The organism is Bradyrhizobium sp. JR4.1, from assembly GCF_040548605.1.
Taxonomy (GTDB): Bacteria; Pseudomonadota; Alphaproteobacteria; order Rhizobiales; family Xanthobacteraceae; genus Bradyrhizobium; species Bradyrhizobium canariense.
This window is the reverse complement of the sequence record NZ_JBEPRY010000022.1, coordinates 58,720-77,305: the sequence shown is the minus strand read 5'-3', so window position 1 is coordinate 77,305 and position 18,586 is coordinate 58,720. Positions and strand designations below refer to the sequence as shown.

Annotated in this window: 13 protein-coding genes; 1 reads left to right on the top strand and 12 read right to left on the bottom strand. The window is 61.9% G+C overall.

Features of this window, described 5'->3' with window-relative positions; all coding sequences use genetic code 11:
- Positions 1 to 13: 13 nt before the first annotated feature.
- Genes ABIB90_RS31835 through ABIB90_RS31815 form a run of 5 tightly spaced genes read right to left on the bottom strand, consistent with a single transcriptional unit; the run spans position 14 to position 5,337 of the window.
- Positions 14 to 1,225, bottom strand: a complete 1,212-nt coding sequence (locus ABIB90_RS31835; RefSeq protein WP_354165023.1) for an FAD-dependent monooxygenase — start codon at positions 1,223 to 1,225, stop codon at positions 14 to 16.
- A gap of 22 nt (positions 1,226 to 1,247) precedes the next feature.
- A complete protein-coding gene (locus ABIB90_RS31830) occupies positions 1,248 to 1,751 on the bottom strand; it encodes a (2Fe-2S)-binding protein (protein WP_007594419.1) in 504 nt (167 codons plus the stop codon).
- A 1-nt stretch (position 1,752) separates the two neighbouring features.
- On the bottom strand, positions 1,753 to 2,622 hold the full coding sequence (locus tag ABIB90_RS31825) for an FAD binding domain-containing protein (RefSeq protein ID WP_007594422.1): 870 nt from the start codon (positions 2,620 to 2,622) through the stop codon (positions 1,753 to 1,755).
- Between the two features lie 2 nt (positions 2,623 to 2,624).
- Positions 2,625 to 3,062, bottom strand: a complete 438-nt coding sequence (locus ABIB90_RS31820) for an SRPBCC family protein (protein WP_354165019.1) — start codon at positions 3,060 to 3,062, stop codon at positions 2,625 to 2,627.
- 16 nt (positions 3,063 to 3,078) lie between these two features.
- Positions 3,079 to 5,337 carry a xanthine dehydrogenase family protein molybdopterin-binding subunit gene (locus tag ABIB90_RS31815; protein WP_354202070.1) on the bottom strand — a complete coding sequence of 753 codons (2,259 nt, stop codon included), beginning with the start codon at positions 5,335 to 5,337 and terminating at the stop codon, positions 3,079 to 3,081.
- 419 nt (positions 5,338 to 5,756) lie between these two features.
- Here ABIB90_RS31815 and ABIB90_RS31810 point away from each other — a divergent pair, with 419 nt between their 5' ends.
- Complete coding sequence (locus ABIB90_RS31810) at positions 5,757 to 6,227, top strand: MarR family winged helix-turn-helix transcriptional regulator (protein ID WP_354165013.1); 471 nt, start codon at positions 5,757 to 5,759, stop codon at positions 6,225 to 6,227.
- An 877-nt stretch (positions 6,228 to 7,104) separates the two neighbouring features.
- Here ABIB90_RS31810 and ABIB90_RS31805 read toward each other — a convergent pair.
- The 7 genes from ABIB90_RS31805 to ABIB90_RS31775 form a co-directional block, all read right to left on the bottom strand.
- The gene (locus ABIB90_RS31805) at positions 7,105 to 7,680 is read right to left on the bottom strand and encodes an oxidoreductase dimerization domain-containing protein (RefSeq protein ID WP_354165010.1); all 576 of its coding nucleotides are present in this window, start codon (positions 7,678 to 7,680) and stop codon (positions 7,105 to 7,107) included.
- A 123-nt stretch (positions 7,681 to 7,803) separates the two neighbouring features.
- Positions 7,804 to 9,978: a methylmalonyl-CoA mutase gene (scpA, locus tag ABIB90_RS31800; RefSeq protein ID WP_354202089.1), complete on the bottom strand. Its 2,175-nt coding sequence runs from the start codon at positions 9,976 to 9,978 to the stop codon at positions 7,804 to 7,806.
- A gap of 34 nt (positions 9,979 to 10,012) precedes the next feature.
- On the bottom strand, positions 10,013 to 11,890 hold the full coding sequence (locus ABIB90_RS31795) for a methylmalonyl-CoA mutase family protein (protein WP_219679303.1): 1,878 nt from the start codon (positions 11,888 to 11,890) through the stop codon (positions 10,013 to 10,015).
- Between the two features lie 110 nt (positions 11,891 to 12,000).
- Positions 12,001 to 14,016, bottom strand: coding sequence for an acetyl-CoA carboxylase biotin carboxylase subunit (locus ABIB90_RS31790; protein WP_354202069.1), 2,016 nt, complete (start codon positions 14,014 to 14,016; stop codon positions 12,001 to 12,003).
- 8 nt (positions 14,017 to 14,024) lie between these two features.
- Positions 14,025 to 15,554, bottom strand: coding sequence for an acyl-CoA carboxylase subunit beta (locus ABIB90_RS31785; RefSeq protein WP_354165001.1), 1,530 nt, complete (start codon positions 15,552 to 15,554; stop codon positions 14,025 to 14,027).
- Positions 15,555 to 15,571: 17 nt separating this feature from the next.
- Positions 15,572 to 17,284, bottom strand: coding sequence for a dihydrolipoyl dehydrogenase (lpdA, locus tag ABIB90_RS31780; protein ID WP_354164998.1), 1,713 nt, complete (start codon positions 17,282 to 17,284; stop codon positions 15,572 to 15,574).
- Between the two features lie 8 nt (positions 17,285 to 17,292).
- A complete protein-coding gene (locus tag ABIB90_RS31775) occupies positions 17,293 to 18,573 on the bottom strand; it encodes a 2-oxo acid dehydrogenase subunit E2 (protein ID WP_354164995.1) in 1,281 nt (426 codons plus the stop codon).
- Positions 18,574 to 18,586: the final 13 nt, after the last annotated feature.

Below are 18,586 nucleotides of genomic sequence, written 5' to 3'. Positions count from 1 at the left end.
AATCGTGAGCATGTCAGTGAAGCGGCGCGGTGGCCGCGTCGTACTGGTAGATCCAATCGTATCGCGCAGCCGTCGCGTCCGGTGCCCACTGGGTCTTGATGTAGTCACCCGCTGTCTCCGGCTTGCACAGCGCCTGGTTATGAAAGATCGGCAGCATGCCGGCCGCCGACTTTGCGACCTTGGTGGTGCGATCGAGCCGCAGGCCCTGATACGTCTTGAATACCGCCGCGATGTCATCGGGATTCTCCTCGAAGCAACGGGCGAGGACGGATGCATCCTCCAGGGCCATGTTCACGCCCTGCCCGAGGTACGGCAGCATCGAATGGCAGGCGTCGCCGAGCAGGGTGACGCACCCCTTCGACCACGTACCCAGCGACGGCCGCACGAACAGTCCCCACTTGTTCAGGGTATCCACATTCCCGACCAGTTCGATGATGTCCGGATGCCAGCCCTTGAAGTCCTTCAGGCATTCCTCGACAGAACCCTTCTCCGACCAGGATTCGAGGAGCCAGTGGTCATGGTCGACCTGGCCCGAAAAGGTCATCATGACGGTGTTCTGCCAACGGACCGGATAGGCAGTGACATGAGCGGTGGGTCCGATCCAGGTTGCCACCTCGGGTTCGCGCTGATGCCGCGCAAGGCGGTCGACGGGCACGAGACCACGCCAGGCGATGGCCTTCGTGTACTCGCTCTCGATGTTGCCGATGAGGCCAAGGCGGACCTTCGAATGCGCACCGTCAGCGCCGATCAGCGCGCGTCCTTCGACTTCGGAGCCATCAGCAAGCTTGGCCCGAACCCCTTCGTCGTCTTGACTGAACCCGACAACGTGGGCGCTCAGATGAATGGCGCCCGGCTTCAACTCGCGCACGCCGTCGACGAGAATCTTCAGCAGGTGAGCACGGAGCAGCAGATAGGGCTGATTGCGCGCCGCGTCGGAGCTGCGGTTGTAGAGGGGCCACCTATCACCGGTGTTCCAGAGCCGGATCGAGCGTCGCTCGGCCGCGATGCAGTTCTGCTCGACCTGTTCGGTGAGGCCGAGATCCCGAAGAACGCGCACGCCGTTCATGGAGATCCAAAGGCCGGCTCCGACCTCGCGCAACTCGGACGCTTGCTCAAATACGTCACAATCGATGCCGCGACGAAGCAGCGAAAGCGCCATCGCCAAGCCGCCGATGCCGGCGCCGGCAATGAGGACACTCGATTTACTGACCTGTTCAAGAATCATGATATCTCCAAACGACATTGCGCTATCTTGCGACGGGCTCGGCGGCGTCTTCGGAGACTTGCTCGGCGGCAAGGCTCCTTACGGCCTCGACAATCTTGGTGTATCCGGTGCAGCGGCAGAGGTTGCCGTGCAGGTAGTGACGGATTTCTTCGTCAGTCGGGTGCGGCGTCGCCTTCAGCAACGCTGTGACAGCCATAATGAAGCCCGGCGTGCAGAAGCCGCACTGAAGGCCGCCGTGAAGCACGAACGCCTTCTGAATCCGCGATAGGCCCTCGGGCGGCGTTACGCCCTCGATCGTCGTGACCTCCCGCTGATCGACATCGACGGCGAGCGTGGTGCAACTCGAGATCGGCTCACCGTCGAGCAGAACGGTGCAGGCGCCGCACACCTCCATGTCACAGGAGCGCTTCGTCCCCTTCAGGCCAAGGCGATCCCGGATCAGGTCGATCAATAGCGTATGGGCAGGAACGTCGATCGCGATCGCCTGGCCGTTCAGCGAGAACGAAATGGGCAGCACATGTGTCATTTCACGCGCTCCCGGCTGCGGCGATCGCCTCGTCCGCGTTTCGCAGAAGCAAGACACCTGCAAGGTGCCGCTTATATTCGGCGCCGCCATGCCGATCCTCGTTGACTTCCAACTCGCCCAGCGCCGTCGGGAGCACCGCCTCGATCGCCGGGCGGACTTCAGCGACGGATATGCCTTGGAGGACATCTTCGATGGCCTTCAAAGGCTGAGGTCGCGAACCGAGCGCTCCGACCCGCACGCGGGCGCTTCTGATCGTCCTTCCGCTGGGGCCCAGCGACCAAGCCATCGCGACATTCACCGAGGGCCTCTCACCATGCTTGAACCGCCGATAGGTCACCGGTCCGGTAGGGCGCGAAAACGCAATGACTGTCAGAAGCTCATCCGGCTCCCGCACCGTTTCCAGCTCACTTCGGATGAAATCGTCAGCGTGAACGACACGCGTACCGCTGGGGCCAATAAGCACCAGCCGTGCGTCCAAGGCCGCGAGCATAGTCAGCGGATCGGCGTGGGGCTCTCCGAAGCACAGATTGCCTCCGATCGTTCCAACGCTGCGGATCCTGATGTTCGCAACGTTGGCACAGAGCGAGGACAGCGCCGGCACATGCGCGCGAATAACAGGATCATTGGCGATCTTGTTGTGCGTACAGCGCGCACCGAGTTCGATGTCATTCGCATCGTTCAGAGCAATGCGGTCAAGTCCGTTGATTCCCTTAATGTCGATGAGCCGGTCCGTATGGATGACGCGCAACTTCAACGCCAGTAGCAATTCAGTTCCGCCGGAGTAGAACATGCCGTCACCGGACTTTCCGACCGCACGTACGGCGCCGGCAATCGTCGAAGGCCTCTCGAATGCGAAGGGTGAAGGCAGCATGATCAGGTCGCGCCCAACATTTCTTTGAGCCGCTTCTCGAACTCCTCGAAGTTCTGATCGACGCGACGCTTGATGACGCCGAACCCCATAGTCGCGAGGCGACCTTGCACGTCGACCTTCGCGTCCACGGCGAATGTGGACCCCGCCCCTTCCGGCGTCACAGTCACGTCGAGAACAACCGCCAGCCTCGTCCCGGTGATCTTGTCGCGGCCCGTGGCGCGCGTGCGGACGTGAAACGGCTCCGTTATCGATTCAACGATGATGTCGGCCGGGACCTCGACCTTGAACGGGCCGATCTTCTGTTTGACGGTCGCTTTGTAAGTTGCAAGCCGCTCGATTTCCTCGACATTTTCGCAGCCGGGGATGCAACCCGATATGCGAGGGACGTCGATCAGCGTGCTCCAAAGCTCCGCCGGCGTCGCGGGCACCACCATCGACATATTGAATTCCATGAATTCAGTTCCTCTTCTGCAGGGCGCGCCATACCTTTTCGGGCGTCATTGGCAGCTCGGTGATCCGAATGCCGTAGGCGGAGAACAGCGCATTGGCGATCGCGGGCGCGACCGGAAGGATCGCTCCCTCGCCCATTCCCTTGGCGCCGCCTGGACCGGGACCGTCGCCGTTTTCGACAAGGATGGTGTCAAACACGGGGGGAACGTCGGAGATGCGCGGTATCGAATAATCGATCGGCGTCGCATTGACCGGCTGGCCATCCTCGAACTCCAGCACTTCATAAAGTGCGTGTCCGAGGCCCATGATTGCAGCCCCCTCGTCCTGCCCTTCCGCCGCAACGCGATTGATCACGCGGCCGACGTCAGCGGCGCTGGCATATCGGGTGACATGGATCTCGCCGGTGTCTTCATCGACAATGATTTCAGCGAGGCCCGCGGAAGTCTCCCAGAACAGAGGGGACTCAACCAGGGCGCCCTTCTTCGAGCGTGGCGTAATCGCGCCGCGGCCGATGACCTCTCCCGAATCGACACCCAGCGTGCGGTGAAAAATCTGGTGGAAAGTGAGAACCTCGGATCCGGTCGTGACACCGCCCTCAACAAGCGAGAGGTTCTCCCGGGGAAGCTCCCAAACATCAGCAACCATTTCGAGTATCTGATCGGCTGCGTCGAGTGCGGCATTCTCGACGGAAAGGCCGACGACCACGGTCGATCGGCTTGCGCCTGTGCCCCAGTCGTAAGGGGCGACGGCCGTATCGGTGCGCAAGACGGTTACCGCGGAGGCTGGCTGCTTCAAGGTCTGCGATGCGATGCGCGCCATGGTCGCGTGCGCGCCCTGGCCGACTTCAATGCTGGAGACCGAAACGAGGATCGACCCGTCGATCTTGAGACGTACGATCGCGTTACTAATCGGCGTATTGGCCGGATCGGTCGCGGCGACTGCCAATCCGCGCGCTTGCCGGTTGGAGGCCTTCACCTCCGATGCGAACGACTGGGTCACTCGGCCCATCAGCTCACTCATATCCATATCGAACGCCCGCAAATCGGGGCGGATGCGCTCACCGCGGGACGCCAAATTCCGCAACCGAAACTCGGACGGATCCATGCCGATTGCCGCCGCGACATTATCCATGTGCGATTCTTTGGCCCAAACAGCTTGCGGCCCCCCGATCGAGCGGAACGCCGCACCTGGAACGGTGTTCGTGTAGACCGCGCAGGCCTCAAGACGCAGATTGGGCACCGCGTAGGGGCCCATGATGCGATTTGCCGCTTTAGTGGCGACGGCCGAGCCTGTGTCGGAATATGCCCCGCCATCGAGCAGCAGTTTGGCGCTCTTGGCGAGGATCCGTCCGTTGGCGTCCACAGCCGTTCGAATCGTGATGTCGGCGCCCAACCTTCTGCACGTGAGCATCGATTCAGCTATGGATTGGGCAATCCGGACCGGGCGTTGCACCTTCCACGAAGCAGCGGCGACCAAAGGCTCAATCTTCACCGAGGCCTTGCCGCCAAACCCTCCGCCGACAAACGGAACGACCACCCGGACCTTGGCCAGTTGCAGCCCGAAGAGGCGCGATAGCACTTTCTGAACAGCGGTCGGCGTTTGTGCACCTGCCCAAACCGTCAGAGAGTCCCGCTGGAAATCCGCAATGACCGCATGCGGCTCCATTGCGAAGTGAGAAATGGCCGGGAAAGTGAAGCGATCTTCGTGGATATACGCTGCGGTCGCCTCCGCCGCGTCAACGTCTCCGACGTTGTTCCGGTAAGTGTGGAAAATGTTGGTGTTCTGGGTCGGCCGGGCGCCGCCCTTGAAATAAAAGTCTTCCAGATTTTCATGGCGCTCGTGGATGAGCGGCGCTTCTTCCGCCAGGGCTTCCTGGATGGTCGTTGCGCGCGGAAGGTCATCGTATCCCACATCGACTAGTTCTGCGGCGTTTTCTGCAATCTCGATTGTCTCCGCGATCACCACGGCGACGGGTTCGCCCACATATCTCACGCGGTCGGTCGCAATGATCGGCCGGTCTTTAAGCACAACGCCCCAGTTACCGAACGAGGCGACGTCTTCGCCGATCAGCACGTCCACCACGCCGTCCATGGCCCGTGCAACGCTCGAATCGATAGAAGCGATGCGGGCATGAATGGCTGGCGAGCGAACCACAAACCCATGCAGCATCCCCGGAACCGTCAGGTCGGTAACGTACTCGGCGCGGCCCGTAACCTTTTCGATCAGGTCGGGCCGAACGGAACTCATGTTGTCAATCGCCGACATACGCAAATCCGATGGTACTTTGGTGCGCCGGTCCGTAAGGCGTGAAGCCAAGGTCCGGGGAGCAATCTTAGGACACTACAACATTTATCACTTGTATGCAAGTGCTGCACTTGCTTGCAAGTATTAGATGTTCTCTTCCCGTGATCGGAGGCAAGCCGGAGCGAATCGGTCTAGCCCAGCGCGTGCGAGAATGGGTTTGCCTCTTAGGCGGAGCGGATTTCGATATGCGAACGACGGACGCATCGAAGCGAGCCACTTCCGGGGCTCTCAACGAAGCAAATCGCATTAAACAGAATGAAGTCGAACAAAGATGGATTTCCTAGGTCGGGAAATGTAGACAATCGGCCGGCACCGGAGACCTTCGGAGCTTGAGGCCTGTATTTTTTGAACTGAGGCAACCTACGGCAAGGAAGCAAAAAGTGGTGCAACCCAAGACAAAGCCGCGCGCGGCCGGGAAAGTGAAAGAAGCTATAGATTCGTACCGGCTGGATGACGCACCGGGCTTTTTGTTGCGAGTCGCGCTCCGTACTCACACGTCCATCTTTGCCGCTAAGATGGTTGAAGAATTAACGGGGCCCCAATTCTCGACGCTAGCGAAATTGAAGGAGGTAGGCCCTTGCTCGCAAAACCACTTAGGACGGCTAATTCATTATGATTCGGCGACCATCACCGGCGTTATCAATCGCCTGAAATCTCGCGGCCTCATCAAGAGCTCCAAAGACCCTCTGGATCCGCGGCGACGCGAGATAGATTTGACCGAGAAGGGAAGACGGATAGCGGACGCAGCGATTGAAACTATTGGCGAGATTTCCGGCGAGACATTCGCTCCGCTGACCCAAGATGAATTTCGAGCGCTCACCGAAATCTTGAAGAAGATCATACGACGCTGATCAACCGGCTTCGAGCGGCACTAGATATCGTCAGCAGCCGAGAAAAAGGGCCCGGCGATCGCGCCGGGCCGAGTAGAGGGAGGAAAACGAGAGATCGCAAATCTTTCGCAGACGCCGAATGCGGAATTCGATCGTAGAAACCCAACGAACGACCTCCGGCAGCAATACTATCGTACATGTCAGACCGCATTTTGTGCTGAAGTCGGCATCTCTCCGCACCGTTTCCGGCATTTGACGGGTCGTACGATTTCGACAGCACGACAAAGAGCGCGCGCGAGACTTGGAAGGTCCCGATCACCAGGCTCCACGCGTCCGGTTCATTTCATCGCCCGGCTCCGATCTCGCAATGCCCGCACCGCCGTACCCGCCTTTGCAATTCAGAGATCCGAATCTCCTGCCAAGGGATGACTGCCGGTCCCCGTTGCGTCGATGAGTATCTATTCCATGACTCTGCGCGCTGAATGAATCGTGCTAGTGACCCGAGGGGCTGTCCTCAATCGTCCCTACCTAGCGCGCGGAGTATCTTCCTTCTATAGCTCGCCAGGTCGAACAGGAGTCTTGGCACTCTTTTGAGCGCAATCGCCTTGCCCTCGATTGCGAGATGTAGAACTCGTACCAATCTGGCAAGACCAAGTTCTACAAACGCGAGCCGAACATGCGGATCGTTCACAATCCTGAGCTGGTTGTCTACAATGACGATGGATGCCGCGAGATCAGGTTTCGTCTCCAGAACGAAGTCTCGACATGCCGCGGCAAATTCCTCCTCTTGAACGCTCAAAGGTACCTTTACTTCCCTGCGAGAACTCCCCGCCATATTCGGGTCCCCTATGAACGAACGGCAGCGAGGCACCTGATGCCGGCTCAGGTTTTTGGATTTCTAGTGGCTCGCGCGCTTGGTCGATCTCTTCGGACCCGGCAACACATCCGTGCAAACACCTTCATACACTTCGCCAGCCAGGCCTATTGTCTCTCCGAACGTCGGATGCGGATGGATGGTCTTGCTGAGATCAATTGCATCGGCGCCCATCTCGATCGCCAGGCAGATTTCTCCAATCATGTCGCCAGCGTGCGGGCCAACGTTCACACCGCCGATGATGCGGTGCGTCTCTTGGTCGATGATCAGCTTGTTCATGCCATAAGACGCGCCCGAGGCGATCGCTCTGCCCGAGGCAGCCCACGGAAACTTCGCGGATCTAACGTGCCTGCCTGAGGAGGCCGCTTCATGTTCCATGATGCCAACCCAGGCCACCTCAGGATCAGTGTAGGCGACGTTCGGGACGATCTTCGCGTCAAAGAAGCTCTTGAGCCCGGCAGCCGCTTCTGCCGCGACATGCCCCTCGTGAACCGCCTTATGGGCGAGCATCGGGTTACCCGCGACATCGCCGATCGCGAAAATATGAGGCAAATTCGTCCGCATTTGCCTATTGACTGCAACGAAACCTTTGCGTCGCATCTTACACCAATCTTCTCCAAGCCCAGATTTGCGCTGTTAGGCACTTTGCCTGCGGACTGCAGGATCAAATCGTACGTTCGACGCCCCGGCTTTGAGCTTTCAATCTGGACCGATACGCCGTTACTATCTGCCGTGGCGCTTACTATATGCCGCCTCACTGTGCCCGAGCCGAGCATTGAGCTTCTGGATCAGCTGATCCGCGGCGTCTACGATCACGGTACCGGGCGGGAAGATGGCTTCGGCACCGGCGGCGTAGAGCTCATCATAGTCCTGCGGCGGCACCACGCCGCCGATGATGATCATGATGTCCTCGCGGCCTTGCTTCTTCAGCGCGGCCTTCAGCTCCGGCACCGCGGTGAGGTGCGCGGCCGCGAGCGAGGAGACGCCGAGGATGTGGACGTCGTTCTCGACCGCCTGCCGCGCGGCCTCGTCGGCTGTCGCAAACAGCGGCCCGATGTCGACGTCGAAGCCGATATCGGCGAACGCCGACGCAATCACCTTCTGGCCGCGGTCGTGGCCGTCCTGGCCGATCTTGGCGACCAGGATGCGCGGACGGCGGCCTTCCGCTTCCTCGAACGCGTCGATCAGCGCCTGAACCTTCTCGACCTGGTTGCCCATGCTGGACGCCTCCCGCTTGTAGACGCCGGTGATGGATTTGATCTCGGCGCGGTGCCGCCCGAACACTTTCTCCATCGCGTCCGAAATTTCGCCGACGGTTGCCTTCGCACGCGCCGCGTCGATCGCCAGCGCCAGCAGGTTGCCGTTGCCTTCCCCGGCCGAACGCGTGATCGCGGCGAGCGCGGCTTCGACGTCCTTCTGGTTGCGCTCGGATTTCAGTCGCGTCAGCTTGTCGATCTGCAGGCGGCGGACATTGGTGTTGTCGACCTTGAGAATGTCGATCGGCGTCTCGTCGGTCGGCTTGTACTTGTTGACGCCAATCACCGCCTGCTTGCCGGCATCGATGCGGGCCTGGGTTTTGGCCGAGGCTTCCTCGATGCGCAGCTTCGGCAGGCCGGCCTCGATCGCCTTGGCCATGCCGCCGAGTTCCTCAACCTCCTGGATGTGGCCCCACGCCTTGGCCGCGAGGTCGCGCGTCAGCCGCTCGACGTAATACGAGCCGCCCCAGGGATCGATGATGCGGGTGGTGCCGCTCTCCTGTTGCAGGAACAGCTGGGTGTTGCGGGCGATGCGCGCCGAGAAATCGGTCGGCAGCGCCAAAGCCTCGTCGAGCGCGTTGGTGTGCAGCGACTGGGTGTGGCCTTGGGTCGCCGCCATCGCCTCCACGGTGGTGCGCATCACGTTGTTGAAGACATCCTGTGCGGTCAACGACCAGCCCGAGGTCTGGCTATGCGTGCGCAGCGATAGCGAGCGAGGATCTTTGGGATTGAACGGCTTCAGCAGCTTGGCCCAGAGCAGGCGCGCGGCGCGCAGCTTGGCGACCTCCATGAAGAAGTTCATGCCGATCGCCCAGAAGAACGACAGCCGCGGCGCGAAGCGGTCGACGTCGAGACCGGCGGCGAGGCCGGCGCGCAGATATTCGACGCCGTCGGCGAGCGTATAGGCTAGCTCGAGGTCCTGCGTCGCGCCGGCCTCCTGCATGTGATAGCCGGAGATCGAGATCGAATTGTATTTCGGCATCCTTTGTGAGGTGTAGGCAAAGATGTCCGAAATGATCCGCATCGAGGGCGCCGGCGGATAGATATAGGTGTTGCGCACCATGAACTCTTTCAGAATGTCGTTCTGAATGGTGCCCGACAGCTTCTCCGGCGGCACGCCCTGTTCCTCGGCGGCGGCGACATAGAGCGCGAGGATCGGCAGCACTGCGCCGTTCATGGTCATGGACACGCTCATCTGGTCGAGCGGAATCCCTGCGAACAGCGTGCGCATGTCGTAGACGGAATCGATGGCGACGCCGGCCATGCCGACGTCGCCGCCGACGCGCGGATGATCGGAGTCATAGCCGCGGTGGGTGGCGAGATCGAAGGCGACCGAGAGGCCCTTCTGTCCGGCCACGAGGTTACGGCGGTAAAACGCGTTGGAATCCTCCGCCGTGGAGAAGCCGGCATATTGCCGGACCGTCCAGGGCTGGTTGACATACATGGTCGGGTAGGGACCGCGCAGGAACGGCGCGATGCCTGGCCAGGTCTCAAGGAAATCGAGCCCGGCGATATCTGCTTCTCCGTATGCCGACTTGACCGGAATGCCCTCCGGAGTCACCCACGGATCGACGGAAACGGAAGAAGCGGCGACCGAGCACCTTTCGAAAGCAATACTTGCAAAATTCGGGATAACGCTGATGGATGACATCTGAGTGTTCGCGTTCGATTGTCGATTATCCGGAAACCTTCGGGTTTTGGATCCGGTTGTAAGCGGCATTTAGCGTTGCCAAGGCGTCGCAACTGACGTGAATAAAGCTGCAGATGCCAGCCCGCCGAAACGCGGGCTCGGATAGAGAGGGAAGTCCCGCCAAATAGATGTGCCTAGCTCCGACTTGCTGAAGCGCGTGGGCGGAGATTTCGGCGCACTCCGCATAAATCTTATCGCTGGAGCAAAGGCAGGCAAGTTCGGCACCAGAGCCCGTGAATGCGAGGGCAAGCTCGGCTGGGTCGGCGAAGCCGGCGCCGTCGATAGCCTCAATTCCTCCCGCTTCGAAGAAGCTCTTGGCGAATGTCGCGCGGGCCGTAAAGTCGGTCGGTGTGCCGAGATTAGCAAGAAACACTCGCGGCCGCGCGCCGAGTAGCTTCAATATCGCATCGGACTTATCGCGGAGCGATTCGAACGGTTCCGCAAGCCGGATCGGCGGCAGTGGGTCGAATACGAACTTCTGATCAAAGCTAAGCGGAAGAGCCATCGGTCTTACGCTTAGTACCGCCGCTGCGCCTTCGCCAAGGTTTGCGAACTCGCTCACTCCGGTCAGCGGGTCGCTGCGTTTCGCGAGATTTGCACAGCGCGCTGTGCGTGTAGCTGTGATCTTCGCCTGAAGCGTTCCTTGCTGTAGAGCGGCAAAAATGCCGCCCGCATTTTCAGTCTCTTGAAAACTCCTCCAGGCCGCCTCGCAAAGCTCCGTTGTTAGCGCCTCAATGCCGCCAGCACCTGCGGCAGGATCGCTAACCTTGGCAAGATTGCTTTCCTCCAGCAGCAGAAGCTGCGTGTTGCGGGCCACGCGCCGGGCAAACGAGTCTGGAAGGCCGAGCGCCAACGTGTGCGGCAGGACTGTGATCGCATTGGCACCGGCGATTCCCGCAGAGAATGTAGCCAAGGTAGCGCGCAACATGTTTACGTAGGGATCGCGCCGGGTCAACATGCGCCAGGACGTGTCAGCCGCAATGAACAGCGGCCTCGGCGCCACATCGCACACCGATTCGATGCGCGCCCAGAGGAGTCGCAACGCGCGGAATTTAGCCATAGTCAAAAACTGGTCGGCGTCAGCAGTGAGTCGCGCATAGATCATACTTCGCGCTTGATCCAGCGGAATGCGCGCTGCCTCCATAGCGTGCAGATATGCCACGCCGCAGGCGAGCACAAAGGCAAGCTCCTGCACTTCTGAGCCGCCGGCGTCATGAACGATACGCCCGTCGCTCGCGGCAAACGGCCCCTTGAACCCCAGCGTTACAAGCCCTTTGATCGTGCTGGCAACGTTCCGTGCGATTTCTTCCCAAGTGTATGGACTGCGTCCGCTTAGGGCGCACGCGCCCAGCGGATCGAGCCCAAATCGAATGTCGCAGACGGCAGGATCGAGACCGACCGACTTCACATATTCCGCAACATGGATCGCGGTCTTACGCCCGTCTGTACCAATTTGGAGTTCAATCCCGATGCCGGCATCAAGGTGGACGTCCTTTAAAGCTTTGGCGACGGTACCTGCCGTTTGATCGAGACCGAACCCGCGGCTGCTGTTGGCGCCGGCAAAGACGAGCGCCAGGCCCGTCGCCCCATTCTCCAGATCGTGAAGGGCCTGCCTATTGGCCGTCACCGCGTCTGGATGATCGATGCGCTGCATGATCTGCCAAGGCGCCGCGGGTGCCCGCCCGTCGACTAGTGCAATGTCTTTCGCGCGGAGATAAATCGGCTCGATTCTCAAGTCGTCGTACGTCCTACCAATCAGCTTTTCGAACGGCGCTCCCTTTAGCACGCCATCAACCAGCTTGTGCCAGTCCTGGCGTGAAGCAGGCGCAAAGCCCGATGCCAATGCCAACCGTTCGGTTTTCATCAAGTCCACCTAATCCCAAGTGACGCCGAGCTGCCCAACATCACTTCTGCCTGGAAGTAACCGGAATTCCTGCAGTCAGGCTGCCCATCTCAGGTCGCCTCTTGCGGTATTCAGGAAAACTCCAAAATCAGCGCGTCGACCGCGAGCGTCGCACCGGCACTGGCGTGGATCTTCTTCACGGTGCCGTCCTGCTCGGCGCGGAGCACGTTCTGCATCTTCATGGCTTCGACCACCGCGAGCGTCTCGCCGGCCTTGACCTCCTGCCCCTCCGTTACCGCGATCGAGACGATCAGCCCGGGCATCGGACAAAGCAGCTTCTTGCCGGTATCGGCGGCCGTCGCCACCGGCATCAGCCGCGCCGAGGTCGCTTCCGCTTCGGTCCAGACATAGACCGGCACCTCGACGCCCTGATGCGCGAGGCGGATGCCGTTGGCGATCGGGCGCGCCTGCACCGCGACGAAGTGGCCATCGATGGTGCCCTGCCAGACCGGATCGCCCGGTTTCCACGGCGAGGCCAACAGATGCGAATTGCCGGCCTTACCCTCGGCGTCGACGAAGCGCACCGCGACCGCCTCGCCCTCGCGCGCGATCTCCAGCAGGATCTCCTGACGGTCGAGCCAGACCGCACGGCGACGCTCGCGCTGCACGATGCGGCCGCCCATCTGACCCGAGATCTGCCGCTTGCGCTCGCCGAGCACGTGATCGATGGCGGCGCCGACCGCGGCAAGCCGCCGTGCGACCTCGCCTTCCGGCACGCGCACGGCAAAGCCCTTGGGGAATTCCTCGGCGATGAAGCCGGTGGAGAGCCGGCCTTCGCGCCAGCGCGGATGATGCATCAGCGCCGACAGGAACGGGATGTTGTGACGGATACCGTCCACGTAGAACGAGTCCAGCGCGGTGGCCTGCGCCTCGATCGCGGCCGCGCGCGACGGCGCATGGGTGACGAGCTTTGCGATCATCGGATCGTAATGGATCGAGATCTCGCCGCCCTCCTGCACGCCGGTGTCGTTGCGCACGGTGATGCCGTCCTTGCTCACTTCCGCCGGCGGCCGATACTTCACCAGCCGCCCGATCGAGGGCAGGAAGTTACGGAACGGGTCTTCGGCATAGAGGCGCGATTCCACCGCCCAGCCGGTCAGCGTGACGTCCTTCTGCGTCAGCGCGAGCTTTTCGCCGGCGGCGACGCGGATCATCTGCTCGACGAGGTCGACGCCGGTGACGAGCTCGGTGACGGGATGCTCGACCTGGAGACGCGTGTTCATCTCCAGGAAGTAGAAGCTCTTGTCCTGGCCCGCGACGAACTCGACGGTGCCGGCGGAATCGTAGTTCACGGCCTTGGCCAGCGCGACCGCCTGCTCGCCCATCTTTCGCCGGGTGGCTTCGTCGAGCAGCGGCGACGGCGCCTCCTCAATGACCTTCTGGTTGCGGCGCTGGATCGAGCATTCGCGCTCGCCGAGATAGACGACATTGCCGTGCTTGTCGCCCAGCACCTGGATCTCGATGTGACGGGGATCGACGATGAACTTCTCGATGAAGACGCGGTCGTCGCCGAACGAGGCCTTGGCCTCGGCCTTGGCGAGGTTGAAACCTTCCGCGACCTCCGAGGTCGAATGCGCGATGCGCATGCCCTTGCCGCCACCGCCGGCGGATGCCTTGATCATCACGGGATAGCCGATCTCGTCGGCGATCTTGACCGCGTGCTTGTCGTCCTCGATGACGCCGAGATAGCCCGGCACGGTCGAGACCTTGGCCTTGGCTGCCGCCTTCTTCGACTCGATCTTGTCGCCCATCGCCGCGATCGCGCCCGGGTTCGGGCCGATGAAGACGATGCCGGCCGCCTCCAGCGCGCGCGGAAACGCCTCGCGCTCGGACAGGAAGCCGTAGCCGGGATGCACGGCCTGCGCGCCCGTCTTGCGGCAGGCCTCGACGATCTTCTCGATGACCAGGTAGCTCTCCGCCGCGGCCGGCGGACCGATCAGCACGGCCTCGTCGGCCATCTCGACATGGAGGGCGTCGCGGTCGGCTTCGGAATAGACCGCAACCGTCTCAATTCCCATGCGGCGCGCGGTCTTGATGACCCGGCAGGCGATTTCGCCGCGATTGGCGATCAGAATCTTCTTGAACACAGCTCTTCCTACAACGGAATGTTGTCGTGCTTCTTGGCCGGAATTTCCATCTTCTTGTCACCCAGCATGGCCAGCGCCCGTGCGATGCGGCGCCTCGTTGCATGCGGCATGATGACGTCGTCGATATAGCCGCGCTCGGCGGCGATGAAGGGAGACAGGAAGCGGTCTTCGTATTCCTTGGTGCGGGCGGCGATCTTGTCGGCATCGCCGATGTCGCCGCGGAAGATGATCTCGACCGCGCCCTTGGCGCCCATCACCGCGATCTGCGCGGTCGGCCAGGCGTAGTTCATGTCGGCTCCGATCTCCTTGGAGGCCATGACGTCGAAGGCGCCGCCATAGGCCTTGCGGGTGATGATGGTGACCAGCGGCACGGTGCACTGCGAATAGGCGAACAGCAGTTTTGCGCCGTGCTTGATCAGGCCGCCATATTCCTGCGCGGTGCCCGGCAGGAAGCCCGGCACGTCGACGAAGGTGACGATCGGGATGTTGAAGGCATCGCAAAAACGAACGAAGCGCGCCGCTTTCCGCGATGCATCGCTGTCGAGCACGCCGGCCAGCACCATCGGCTGGTTGGCGACGAAGCCGACGGTGCGGCCCGCAATGCGACCGAAGCCGGTGACGATGTTCTTGGCGAAGGCATCCGCGATCTCGAAGAAGTCACCCTCGTCCACGACCTTCAGGATCAGCTCCTTCATGTCGTAGGGCTTGTTCGGATTGTCGGGGATCAGCGTGTCGAGCGACATGTCGACGCGGCCGATGTCGTCAAAACTCGGCCATTCCGGCACGCCGTCGGTATTGTTGGACGGCAGGAAGTCGATCAGGCGCCGCATCTGCAACAGCGTCTCGACGTCGTTCTCGAAAGCGCCGTCCGCAATCGAGGAGCGCGTGGCATGCACGGAAGCGCCGCCGAGCTCTTCGGCGGTGACGACCTCGTTGGTCACCGTCTTCACCACGTCGGGGCCGGTGACGAACATGTAGCTGGTGTTCTTCACCATGAAGATGAAGTCGGTCATCGCCGGCGAATAGACGTCGCCGCCGGCGCAGGGGCCCATGATGACGGAGATCTGCGGGATCACGCCCGAGGCGAGCACGTTGCGGCGAAACACGTAGGAATAGCCGGCGAGCGCGGCGACGCCCTCCTGGATGCGGGCGCCGCCCGCGTCGTAGAGGCCGATGATGGGCGCGCGCGCCTTCATCGCCATGTCCTGCAATTTTGTAATTTTCAGAGCGTGGGTCTCCGACAGCGAACCGCCGAACACCGTGAAGTCTTTGGCGAAGACAAAGGTTTTGCGGCCGTTGACGGTGCCCCAGCCGGTGACCACGCCGTCTCCCGGAATCTTGGTCTTCTCCATCCCGAATTCGGTCGAGCGGTGCTGGACGAACATGTCCATCTCCTCGAACGAATGCTTGTCGAGCAGTAGATCGATCCGCTCCCGCGCGGTGAGGCGGCCGCGCGCATGCTGCGCGTCGATGCGCTTCTCGCCGCCGCCGAGCTTGGCGCCGGCGCGACGTTGTTCAAGGGCCTCGATAACGGACATCGATTGGGCCAACTGATCTACCGCTTTCTGGCGATTGGAGGCAGGTCGGTGCAAATGCCCTCATGGACTTCGGCAGCCATGCCGATCGTCTCGCCGAGGGTCGGATGCGGGTGAATGGTCTTTCCGATATCGATCGCGTCAGCCCCCATTTCGATAGCGAGACAGATTTCCCCGATCATATCGCCGGCATGCGGTCCGACGATCACGCCCCCGACGATGCGACCGGTTTCGGCGTCGAACAGCAGCTTCGTCATGCCATAGGACGCGCCCGACGCGATGGCCCGGCCGGACGCGGCCCATGGGAATTTTGCCGAACGGATCTTCCGTCCGGATTCGGCGACATCACGCTCGGACTTGCCGACCCAGGCGATCTCAGGATCGGTGTAGGCGACATTGGGGACGATCTTCGCGGTAAAGGCCGCCGGCTTCCCGGCAGCTACTTCCGCGGCGACGTGCCCCTCGTGAACGGCCTTGTGCGCCAGCATCGAACCGCCGACGACGTCGCCGATGGCGAAGACGTTGCGCGCCGTCGTTCTCATCTGCTCGTCGACCTGAATGAAGCCGTTCGAATCGATGGCAACGTCGATCCGTTCGAGGCCGAGCTCGCTACTGTTGGGAACACGGCCGGCCGATTGCAACACCAAATCGTACGATCGTGTCCGTACCGATGCGCCTGTGGTACCGACCCTCACGCCGTCCGGCGTGATTTCGGCGGTTGATACGCTGCTTGCGACGTCGATATGCTCGAAGCGATGCGCGTTGCGCGAACGCCAGATCTTCACCGCGTCGGCATCCACGCCCGCCAGGATATCGGGAAGCCTTTCGACAAGATTGATCTTGGCGCCGAGCGAGCTGTAGACGGTCGCCATCTCCAGCCCGATGATCCCCGCTCCGATCACGAGCATGCGGCCCGGAATGCTTCGCAGCGCGAGCGCGCCGGTCGAGGTCACCACCCGCTCGTCCTTGGGAAGCACCGCCAGCTGCACCGCGCGCGAGCCCGTGGCGATGATGCATTGACCAAATTCAATTTGCTGCGAGCCTGCCCCCTCACCGACAATCTCGAGCCGCATGGCGGAGGCGAATTTCGCGATGCCGCGGATCACCGTGACGCGGCGCGCTGCCGCCATCTGGCTCAGCCCATCCGTCAGCTTCTTGACGGTGCCGTGCTTGAAGGCGCGCAGCTCCTGCAGATCGATCTGCGGCGCGGCGAAGCGAATGCCCTTGTCCGCGATCCGTTCGGCTTCCTCCTTGACGGCCGCAACATGAAGCAGCGCCTTCGACGGGATACATCCAACGTTCAGGCAAACTCCGCCCAAGGTGCCGTATCGTTCGACGATCGCGGTGTTCAGTCCAAGGTCTGCGGCCCGAAACGCTGCTGAATAGCCGCCCGGCCCGCCTCCGATCACGACAAGATCGTAGCGCGTATAATCTGTTGCGCGCTGGCCAACATCCTGATCCGCCGAGATCGTCTGGCCTTGCGCGCCCGCTTCGTCCGACGCCGACGCCGTGCCAATCATGGAGCCTTGAGACACCTTGTCTCCAACACGCAGCGACATGCTCGTGATCACCCCTGCGATCGGCGACGGAATCTCCAGCGTGGCCTTGTCGGATTCCACTGTGATCAACGCCTGTTCCCGCACGACGACGTCGCCCGCCCTGACGTGGACCTCGACGACTTCGACGTCTCGGAAATCCCCGATGTCGGGGACCCGGATTTCCTCTGTCCGCATCTGCGTCCTCACAATGCGAAGCGCCGCAGATCGGAGAGCACCGACGCGACGAAGCCCAGGAACCGGGCCCCAGCCACGCCGTCGACGACCCGGTGATCCCACGACAGACTCATCGGAAGGATGAGGCGCGGTTCAAACTCGCGGCCGTTCCAGACCGCCTCGGTGGCGGCCCGCCCGGCGCCGAGGATCGCCACCTCGGGCGCGTTGATAATGGGCGTAAATCCCTGACCGCCGATGCCGCCGAGAGACGACACCGAGAAACAGCCGCCCTGCATGTCGCCCGACGCGAGCTGCCCCGCGTGCGCCTTGTCGGCGAGCGAGCGCATCTCCGCGGCAATCTGCCGAAGGCCCTTCTTATCGCAGTCCCGGATCACCGGCACGACCAGACCTCTCGGCGTGTCGACAGCGACGCCGATGTGGACGTAGTGCTTGAGGATCAACTCATCGCCATCGAGCGACGAATTGAAGCGCGGGTATTTCTGCAGCGCCAAGGCCGCGGCCTTGATCAGCAGCGACACCATGGTGAGCTTCGCCGTGTCCTTCGCGGCCTCGGCATTGGCGAGCTGACGAAAGGCTTCGGCGTCGGTCACATCCGCTCTGTCGATATTCGTTACATGGGGAATGACGCTCCAGTTGCGCGAGAGGTTCGTACCGGTCAGCTTCTGGATCCGTGTCAGCGGCAGGCGCTCGACCGCGCCGTACCTCTCGAAATCCACCTTGGGCCAATCGACCGGGGCGCCGGGCTCAGGCGCCATCGCCGGTCTCGATCGCCCCAGTCCGTTGACGAAGGCCGCCACATCCTCGCGCAAAATCCGGCCCTTGGGGCCTGTGGGCACGACAGAGTCCAGCGTCACGCCGAGCTCACGCGCCAAAGTGCGGACCGACGGCGATGCATGCGCCGCCCCGCTAGGCTGCGGCTGCTGTGCACGTGCTCGCGAGTCATCGACTGGAGCCGCGGGCGCCGGCCGTGACAGCGCCTCCTGCTGCGAGATCCGTTGCTCCACCAGCGGTGCCGACGCAGTCGCCGGCGGAGGCGCGGTGGATTCGCCGCGACCTTCGAGGACCATCAGAACCGAACCTTGAGAAACCCGCACCCCGACGTCGATCATCAGTTTGGCCACCGTGCCTGCGGCTGGGGATGGCACCTCCATCGTCGCCTTGTCGGACTCGATCGACAGCAACGGCATGTCGATCGTGACCTCGTCGCCGACCGACACATTGATTTCGACTACCGGGACATCCTTGTAGTCCCCAATATCTGGCAGAACGACTTCAATTGAACGAGACATGCGCGCTTCGCCC